This window comes from Collinsella aerofaciens, from assembly GCF_028209885.1.
Lineage (GTDB): Bacteria > Actinomycetota > Coriobacteriia > Coriobacteriales > Coriobacteriaceae > Collinsella > Collinsella aerofaciens_BA.
Genome location: NZ_JAQLEM010000050.1, coordinates 1 through 8,684, shown reverse-complemented (window position 1 = coordinate 8,684; position 8,684 = coordinate 1). Strand labels below are relative to the sequence as shown.

At 58.2% G+C, this 8,684-nt stretch carries 5 protein-coding genes; all 5 read right to left on the bottom strand.

Annotation, left to right across the window (positions count from 1 at the left end; translation table 11 throughout):
• Positions 1–252: 252 nt before the first annotated feature.
• The 5 genes from PMX21_RS09515 to PMX21_RS09495 all read right to left on the bottom strand — a co-directional run bounded on the left by PMX21_RS09515 (position 253) and on the right by PMX21_RS09495 (position 8,321).
• Positions 253–510: a hypothetical protein gene (locus tag PMX21_RS09515; RefSeq protein WP_271759245.1), complete on the bottom strand. Its 258-nt coding sequence runs from the start codon at positions 508–510 to the stop codon at positions 253–255.
• A gap of 121 nt (positions 511–631) precedes the next feature.
• A complete protein-coding gene (locus PMX21_RS09510; protein WP_271759244.1) occupies positions 632–1,927 on the bottom strand; it encodes a M20 family metallopeptidase in 1,296 nt (431 codons plus the stop codon).
• Between the two features lie 115 nt (positions 1,928–2,042).
• Entirely contained in the window at positions 2,043–3,026 is a 984-nt protein-coding gene (locus PMX21_RS09505; protein ID WP_271759243.1) for a DMT family transporter, read from the bottom strand.
• 339 nt (positions 3,027–3,365) lie between these two features.
• On the bottom strand, positions 3,366–5,555 hold the full coding sequence (locus PMX21_RS09500) for a YhgE/Pip domain-containing protein (protein ID WP_271759242.1): 2,190 nt from the start codon (positions 5,553–5,555) through the stop codon (positions 3,366–3,368).
• Entirely contained in the window at positions 5,556–8,321 is a 2,766-nt protein-coding gene (locus PMX21_RS09495; protein ID WP_271759241.1) for a YhgE/Pip domain-containing protein, read from the bottom strand. It lies immediately after the preceding gene.
• Between the last annotated feature and the right edge of the window lie 363 nt (positions 8,322–8,684).

The window sequence follows — 8,684 nt, the reverse complement described above, 5'->3', positions numbered from 1 at the left end:
GTTCGGCCAGACGCGCCGCCGCTGTTTGTGATCCCTTTTCCTCCGTCCCCTTCGGATCACGCGACCCCTTGGGGACGGAGGAAAACGGATCATTTCGTAGGCCCCGTGGCCGCCTTGGAAACAGAATGATGGTACGAGCATCCATTCGGCTTCCAGGGCAGCCACAGACAGAACGGGGCGAACAGAAAAGCACGTAGACCTGCCATAGCTCACCGACAAAGCTCATGCCGGCAAGAACGGCAGAGGTGGCGATTACAGTGAGGGGAACCCAAAAACGCGGCCGCTTACTTTATCGGCAACATGGCCAATGACAAGTGAGCCGATAACGCTCACCACCGTGGAGATCGCATTGGAGACGTTGTGCTGGGCAAGCGTAATCCCGAGGTTGCTGACGATCAGCGGCTGGAACAGGCTCATGCAGTTGACGAAAATCGTGTAGCACGTGGCCATGATCACAAAGCCGGAGGTCACCACGAGCCAGCCGGGGAAGAATTTGCGTTGCTGGGACATACCGCTCCTTTTAAAAAACGAATAGCCTGCGCCGGGCGCCGGTAGTGCCCAAGATTGCCTTGAAAGACAAGGGCATAGGCCTTACGGCCATGCCCGCAGGCTTGAAAGGCAAGGTTGGATGCTACCGGTGGTCGGCGATATAGCCCAAAGCGACGGCGGTATAAGCCGCAGCACCGAGCGGCAGCTCGGCATCGTTAAAACGTGCCTTGGGATGGTGCTGGGCAAAGTGTTCGTCCGTGTCGGTTACGGCCGCGCCCACGGTAAAGTACGCACTCGGAATCTCGCTCGAGATAAGCGCGAAGTCCTCACTCGCCATGGCATGGAAAAGCGGCAAGAAAGCCGACTTGGGCAGCACTGCGCCCACGTAGCCAAGCGACGCCTGAGTCATATCGCTGTCGAGTACAAGCGGCGGAACATCCGAAAGTGTCTCGATGGTCGCCGGCGTACGATAGGTCGTGGCAACGCCGTTAACGACCTCCGCGATGCGGGTCTTTAGGTGAGCCATGAGCTCAACATCAAAGCCGCGCAGCGTTCCCTCGAGCACGCAGGTGTCGGGAATGACGTTGGCCGCTTGGCCACCGGCAAACTTACCCACGGTCAGTGCGACCTCCTTGGCCGCCGGCACTTCGCGAGCAATGAGCTCCTGAAGCGCCAGGTGCACATGGACGCCGGCCGTGATGGGGTCGATGCAGATCTCGGGGCTCGAGCCATGTCCGCCCTTGCCCTGCAGCGTGATGCGGAAACCGTACACGCCCGAAAGCGCCGGGCTCCCATAGAGCACCAGGCCGAGCGGCGATTGGCTGTTAACATGCATGGCAAAAGCCGCCTGAGGACGCGGGTTCTCGAGCAAGCCGTCGGCGATGGCAGCGCGTGCCCCCTCAAAGGTCTCCTCGCCCGGCTGGAACAGCAGTTTGACGGTAGCGTTGGCGTCGACAAGCTCGGCCTCGCGGGCCTTGAGCAAGCGCGCCGCACCAAGCAGCGCCGTCGCGTGCATATCGTGACCGCAAGCATGCATGCAGCCGTTCGTAGAGGCGAAAGGCTCGCCCGACTCTTCGGCAACGGGCAGGGCATCCATGTCGCCACGCAGCATAATGACCGTTCCGGCCTGTTCGTCCGTGCAGACGCCATTGCCCTGGGCCGCGGTGGCACCGGCACCGACAAGGCCCACAACACAGGAACCATCGACGAGCGTGGCAAACGGGATGTCCATCTCGGCCAGGCGCGCTTGGATATACGCAGAGGTCTGCGGGAGGTCGTTACCAAGTTCGGGCGTCCGATGCAGATCGTGACGCCATGCGGCAAGCTCATCGGCAAAAGTTTGAGCCTCTTTGACCAGACTGTCGCCAATGGCGGCTTGCGCCGCCGCGGTGGCCTTGGGCGCTGATTGCGGTTGAAGATCGGACAGTGCTGGTGCCATAGATGCCCTCCAGTAACGTTTTTGCAGCAAGCACTTTGATAGCGTAAAGTGCAAGGTACTACTTTAAGGGCGACGCATAAAAAATGCCGCCCCGGGAGGCGGCGCAACAAATTGTTTACAATTGCGGGCGCGGCTTTCGACGCAAAAAATCGAAATGCGTCTCGCTCAAGATAATCGAAAGAAAGATGAGCGCGAAGCCGGCGAGCAGGCGCGAGGTGAGCGCCTCCCCCATCAGCAGCACCGAGAACAGCACACCCGAAGGCGACTCCATCGAAAGGAGCAGCGAGCCCGTCGAGGCCGGAACATGCGCCAGGCCGACATTTTGGATGAGCAGAGCCACACATGTGCAGCCCACCGAGAGAAACGCCATCACACTGATAAAGCTCGGCGTCCAAACGGACAGCGGCGCTTGGGTCTCGAATAGCAGCGACGAGATCAGGCTCAGCACGCCGTTGCCCACAAACATCCAAAACGTGATGACGTTGATGTCCATCTTGCGGCCATACTTGGCGGTCACCGCCATCTGGATGGCAAAGAAGACCGCACCGCCCAGTGTGATGACATCGCCGACATTGAACTCGACGCTATCGAGCGCCACCAGACCAATGCCCGCCAGGCACAGCAACGCGGCGCCCAAGTTGTAACGGGTAAGCTTTTCGCCGCTTAGAACGTAGCTCGCAAACGGAACCAAGATGCAGTACGTGCCCGTCAAAAATGCACTCTTGCCCGCCGTGGTCTGTGCCAGGCCGATCGTCTGCAAACCGTAGGCACCCCACATGAGCGCGCCCATGCCAAGTCCAACAATCAGGTTTCGAGCGTTGAAATGGGCAACAATGCGCTCGTGGAAGATGGCAAGCATGACCAACGACGCCGGAAGAAAACGAATGTAGAGCAGCTCGAACACCGGAATGGTATCGAGCGCATCCTTCATGGTGGTGAAGGAATAGCCCCAGATGACCGCCACCGAAAGCAGCAAGACCTTCCAGAACAGCGGCGAGCGCGCACCGGCACCGCGAGAGGCACCGCCGGCACCTAGGTCTTCGCGGGCTACAGGGCTATCGGGCATATTCTCGATTTCGTTGGCAGCGTATTGGGCCATGGAACATCCTCACACTCAATCTGGGCGTGGTGTCCGCACGCGTATGGCTGCGTGCCGCCTCATGGTCAAATAAAAACGGGGCGCACCGGACCCCCGGCACGCCCCGCTACTGTAGCAACAACCAGCGTTGCATCGCAATCCAGCCCACTAAAGCGTTTTGTTCCGCCGTTCTACCGAACGGCGGACCGGCCGACGCTGCGCGAGCCGCATTCACGCCAATCTGACGTTCAATTTCAAGGGCGCGACCAGAAGGTCAGCGCCCTTTCATTTCACGTCACCTTGGCGCAAATGCGGCTCGCTCGCTGGCATTAGTGCTACATCAGCGTTAACGTTGCCGCACTAAATTAGCTTTGTCGACTCCAGCTTTTCGATGATCCAGTCGTTGGCTTTGATGACCGGGCGGCGGAAGACGACGCCCAGTGCCAGCGACGGAATCAGATAGCTCGCCAGAATACCCAGCTCAACCCAGTACTCCATATGATAGGCACCGGCCATGGCGGCGTGCATGGCGTTGATGCCGTGAGTAAACGGCAGGAACGGATAGATCGCCTGGAACACGGGGCCGGTCATCTCGATGGGGAACGTGCCGCCCGAACCGCCGACCTGCATGACCAGCAGCACGACGGCGAGCGCCTTGCCGATATCGCCAAACGACACCGTAAGCGTGTAGACGATATTGGAGAACACGAGACTCGCGACCCAGCCCGCCAGCACAAACTGCAGCGGGTTGTCGCACTGGATGCCAAAGAACAGGATGTCGCCCGCGCACACGAGCGTTGCCTGCAGCAGGGCCAGACCGCCAAAGAACAGGTAACGGCCCAGGTAGATCTCGTGCAAGCGCACGGGGATCAGCTCATTGATGAGTTCGTCGTCAACCGAGACCTTCATCATGGCCGCCAGCACGATCGAGCCGACCCAGAGCGACAGAATCGTGTAGAACGGTGCCATGGCCGAACCGTAGTTGCGGATCGGATAGACCGGCTTGCGATCGAGCGCGACGGGGCCGGAAAGCGACGCGGCCAAACCCTCGGGGTCGTTGCCGATCATTGTCTTGATCGTGGCCAGATCGTCCGACATAAGGGCACCGTCAAGCTCGTCCTTAAACGCGCTGATCTTGTCCGATGCCTCACCCAGCTGATCGGAAGCCTTGTTGACCAGCCTTGCGGCCTTAGAGAGGCCCTTTGCCAGCGAACCAGATGCGTCGGTCAAGCCGTCTACGGCGCTATTCAGGTCGTCCGAGATGCTGTTCAGCGAATCCAAAACGCCCGAGACGGTCTTCTTGAGCTCCTTGGCCTTAACCGAAAACGTGGAATCGTAGTCGGACTTGGCGCCCGAGATACCAGCCTTGGCATCCGCGATTGCCTGATCGACCTCGGCACGCGACTTGTTAACTTCTGCCATGCTGTCAGAAAGGGACTTTGCGGTTGCCGTCAGGTCCTTGGCGTTATTGCGATACTCCACCGCGATCCTGCTCAGCGATGTTGCCACAGACTTGAGGCTGTCCTGAAGCTTTTCGTCAGTCACCTGATCGGCAAAGCTGCGGAGCTGGTCAGCAGTGGCGTCGATATCGTCGGCACGCGTGTTGAGCGCCGCCGCGGCATCGTTGAGTTGGGACACCGTAAGGTCGACATGTTGATTCGCGGCATCGAATGCCTTCGCAAGCTCGGCGGACACGTTGTCAAACGAGCCCGCGCTTCCGTCAATCGCGGCATTGATGGCGTCGTTGGCGTCCTTCAGCGCTTCCTTGGAATCGCTCATACCGCTCTTGGCATGCTCCATCAGCTGCTTCGTCGACTCATCGACCGCGCCCGTCTGCTTGAGCATACCGCTCGCCGAAGTCAGAGAATCGGACGTGGAGCTCAAAATGCCCGCAAGCGACGTTGCGCTGGCCTGAATGTCCTGCAGGTCCTGGACCGAATCGCCAAGCGTCGAGGACAGGTTGGCGATAAAGTTGCTGACCTGGTCGGTGCTCATGTAATCGAGCAGGCTGGACACCGTCTTAAGACCGATGCTCGTAATGGTCTCGGTAAAAGTTTCGTTAACCTGGCTCTGAACGGCACTCGAACCCTTCTCGGTCACGATCTGCGCGATGGCGTTGGCCTTCTGGTTCTCGTAAAACTCGATATCGGCGTGTTTCACGTCGGTCGAGAAAAGCGTCATCATGTCAGCGCTAAACGTTTTGGGGATAACGACGGCAGCATAGTACGCGCCCGACTTAACGCCCTCGATAGCCTTTTCGCGATTGTTGAGCACAACCCAATCGAAGCTCTCGTTGCCGCGTAGGGTGGCGGTCACGTTTTCGCCCACGTTAACCTCGACGGGGATCAAATCGCTCTCGTAACCCTCATCGGTGTTGACCACGGCGATCTTAAGATTGCCGGTGTTGCCGTACGGATCCCAGCTGCCGGCGATGTTAAACCACGCGTACAGACACGGTACGATAATGAGGCCCATCACGACAACCAAGCCGATCACGGAGCGAGACACGTTTTGGACATCGCGCTTAAACAGATGCAGGATGTTCTTCATTTATGCCTCACCTCCTTTGGAGTGCTTGCCAAGCGCGGTGGTATCTCCATCATTTGTGGCTGTGCTGTCGCTGCCCTGAGATTTATGGTGCGAGCCGATATGCGGCAAGCGGCCCGTGGACTGATCGCCGCCCTTGGCACCACGCTCGCTGGCGTTGAGGCCAAACATGTGGCGGGCGGCAGGAATGGCGGCCGTGTGTTCGCGCATCTCGCGACGCAGGTCCTCATCCGAAAGCGCCGAGATGCGCATCTGGGTATTGAGGCTCGCTCGGATATATTCGATATTGATAAGCCAGCCGCAGATGGCAATAACCGAGATGATCCAAATGACAAGCAGGATGATCTTGCCGTTATTGTCGATATCGAGAACCGTCGACAGGACAAAGAGCAGGACCTGAACGCCCACCACGGCGGCAAAACCGCCCTTGATGTAGTACGGGTAGCGATGTTCAAAGGCGACCGCATGATCGAGCAGTTCGCGACGGTACGAATCGGAATCGAGCATGACGCGCATGGCCGTGCGCAGCGAGTAGCGCTGGCGCGGCAGGTCGTTGGACTCGCAAATCATCATACCGGTCGTGGAGAGCTGTTTATCAAAGAGCAGGTTAAGGTTGAGCAGCAGCGGACGCAGCTGCAGGCCGATAAAGAGCGCCACGATCAAGAACACGCCCAGAATGCACAGGTTAAACAGGTAGTTGAACGAATACATGCCGCCGACCGTCTCGCGCAGCAGATTGATGCCGTAGGTAAAGGGCAGCAGCGGGTGCAGCCACTGGAAGAAGCCGGGCATCATCTCGATGGGGTACATGCCCGACGAACCCGGGATCTGCACGATGACGAGAATGACGCCGATAGCCTTGCCGATATGCTTAAACGTGGTGGACAGCGCATAGATGATATTGACGTAGGTGAACGAAATGGCGATGCCGCCCAGCACGAACAGCAGCGGGCTGACGCACTGCACGCCAATCACCAGATCGCCTACCGTAACGATGATGGCCTGCAACGCGCCCAGGATCACCATGAGCAACCAGCGGCCAAAGTAGCCTTGGCGCGCCGTAAAGCTGCCAACACCTTCACGGTCGACCTCGAGCTTGTAAATGGCGATGAGCACATAGCCGCCCACCCAAAGCGCCAGATTGGTGTAGAAGGGAGCGATGCCCGAGCCAAAGCTCTTGACCGGATAGATTGACTTGGACGTCAACTCAACCGGAGACGCCATGAAATCTGCCACGTCATTGACATCGACGCCCATCAGATCGGCCAGCTCGCCCATGGACTCGGAGGTCTGCAGCGCCGCGATGTCATTGGCGGCGGTTGCAAGCTTGTCCTGGACCTTGGCAAGCGAGGAATCGGTCTGGGACAGCGTGGTCTTGGCCTGGCCGAGCGTAGCGTTAAGCCGCGAAAGCGTACCGCGCGCGCTTGCAATCGTGGGCGTGAGGCCAGATACGATACCCGTCAAATCACCCGAGACGGCGGCAAAGGAATCAAGCGCGCTCGAGGCCTTCGGCAGCGCGTTTTGACCCAGGTCCGTCTGGGCCTGGCCAAGGTTGGTCGCACCGGTCTGAATTGCGTTATTGATAGCGTCGCTGGCACCCGAGACAGCCGCGGCGTCATTCGCCATGGCGCTCGACTGCGCAGACAGACCGTCCTTGATGCTCTGAAGCTTTTCATTCTGCTCTCGAAGCAAATCGATGGTCGATACAATGCGCGCGTCAATTTCCTCGGAACCTGTCGACGTGTCATTGGCGAGAATCTCCAAGTGCCCGATAACGGCCTTATTGTGGTCGATCGTCGCTTGAAGAGACTCGAGCGAGTTGTCGATACGGGTGGTCGTAGATGTAACCGCGCCCGTCAGCTTGCCGATGGCAGCGTTCGCAGAGGCCGACGTCTTGGTGAGCGCAAGGCTGCCTTCCGAGAGCGCCTTGGAGAGCGAGGTGATGGAGTTGCCCGCCGTGGTGCGAGCTTCGCTCAGCAGGTCGTTGCCCTGGGAGATCGCCTGCGTCAGCGACGGTGCCTGGCCTTGCAAGCCGGCAAGTGCCGCATCAGCCGAGGCGATAGCGCCACTCGTCTTATCGATGGCGGCATTCATATCGCCAATCGAATCGCGCACCTCGCCCAAGGTGTCGGACGCCTCGGACACCGAACTTGCCAGCGAGTCCTGAGTCTGGGTTGCCTTGTCCTTTAAATCGACACCGGCATCCTTGGCGATACCGGCAACAGTCTTGCCTACCGTAGAGACAAATTCCGAGTTGATCTGCTCCTCGATGGTGTTTGCACCGGTATCGGTAACCTTGGGCGCAATGGCGCTCTTCTTCTCATTGACGTAGTACGTAAGCTTGGGCTGATGGTAGTTGCCGTCGAGCATCGAAACCAGGTTATCCGAGAAGTTCTTGGGGATTACGATGGCCGCATAGTACTCACCACTCTCGACGCCCTCCTTGGCATCGGCCGTCGAGTCGACGAACGTCCAGCCCAACTGATGATTCTCCTTGAGCTGGTCGACCACTTTGTCGCCAGCGTTGAGCTCACCCACCAAGTCGTTTTGGGTGCCTCGATCGTTGTTGGCGATAGCAATCTTGATGCCTTGGGTGTTTCCATACGGATCCCAGTTTGCCACGATGTTATACCAGGCATACAGCGAGGGAATAACGCACACGCCTAGGGTAACCACCAGGGCGACGGGGTTCACAAGCAGTCGCTTAATGTCGCGCTTAAATATCGCAGAGGACACCTTTGCATTGGATAGTTTGCTGCCGAGGCTCACGCTTGGACCATCCATCCTGTCGTTGAATCGAATCGTACTATCGACAACCATTGTAGTAGGCGCTTTAACGTCTCAAAGCACAATGGTGTTGAGTTTTGCGGATAGCAATATACTACGAAGATGAGTTAACGTACAGATGTACAGTATCCTAAATTTCAGCAGGTCACAAAACCACAACCCGCACAAATTAGCAATTCAAATAGTCATCGGGGACGTTCTTAAACGACTAGTCAAACAAAAACGTCCCCAATGACTACTTAGGACCACGGCAACGTCGATGTTTTGGCAATGCCAGCGAGCGGGCGCCAGAGCGAACAAATTGGCATGAAAAGAGGACGGCATAGACCTTCTGGTCATGCCGTC

Bases quoted from the DNA above. Each gene is read 5' to 3' on its own strand.
- PMX21_RS09515 (WP_271759245.1), bottom strand. From the start codon at position 510: ATGTCCCAGCAACGCAAATTCTTCCCCGGCTGGCTCGTGGTGACCTCC.
- PMX21_RS09510 (WP_271759244.1), bottom strand. From the start codon at position 1,927: ATGGCACCAGCACTGTCCGATCTTCAACCGCAATCAGCGCCCAAGGCC.
- PMX21_RS09505 (WP_271759243.1), bottom strand. From the start codon at position 3,026: ATGGCCCAATACGCTGCCAACGAAATCGAGAATATGCCCGATAGCCCT.
- PMX21_RS09500 (WP_271759242.1), bottom strand. From the start codon at position 5,555: ATGAAGAACATCCTGCATCTGTTTAAGCGCGATGTCCAAAACGTGTCT.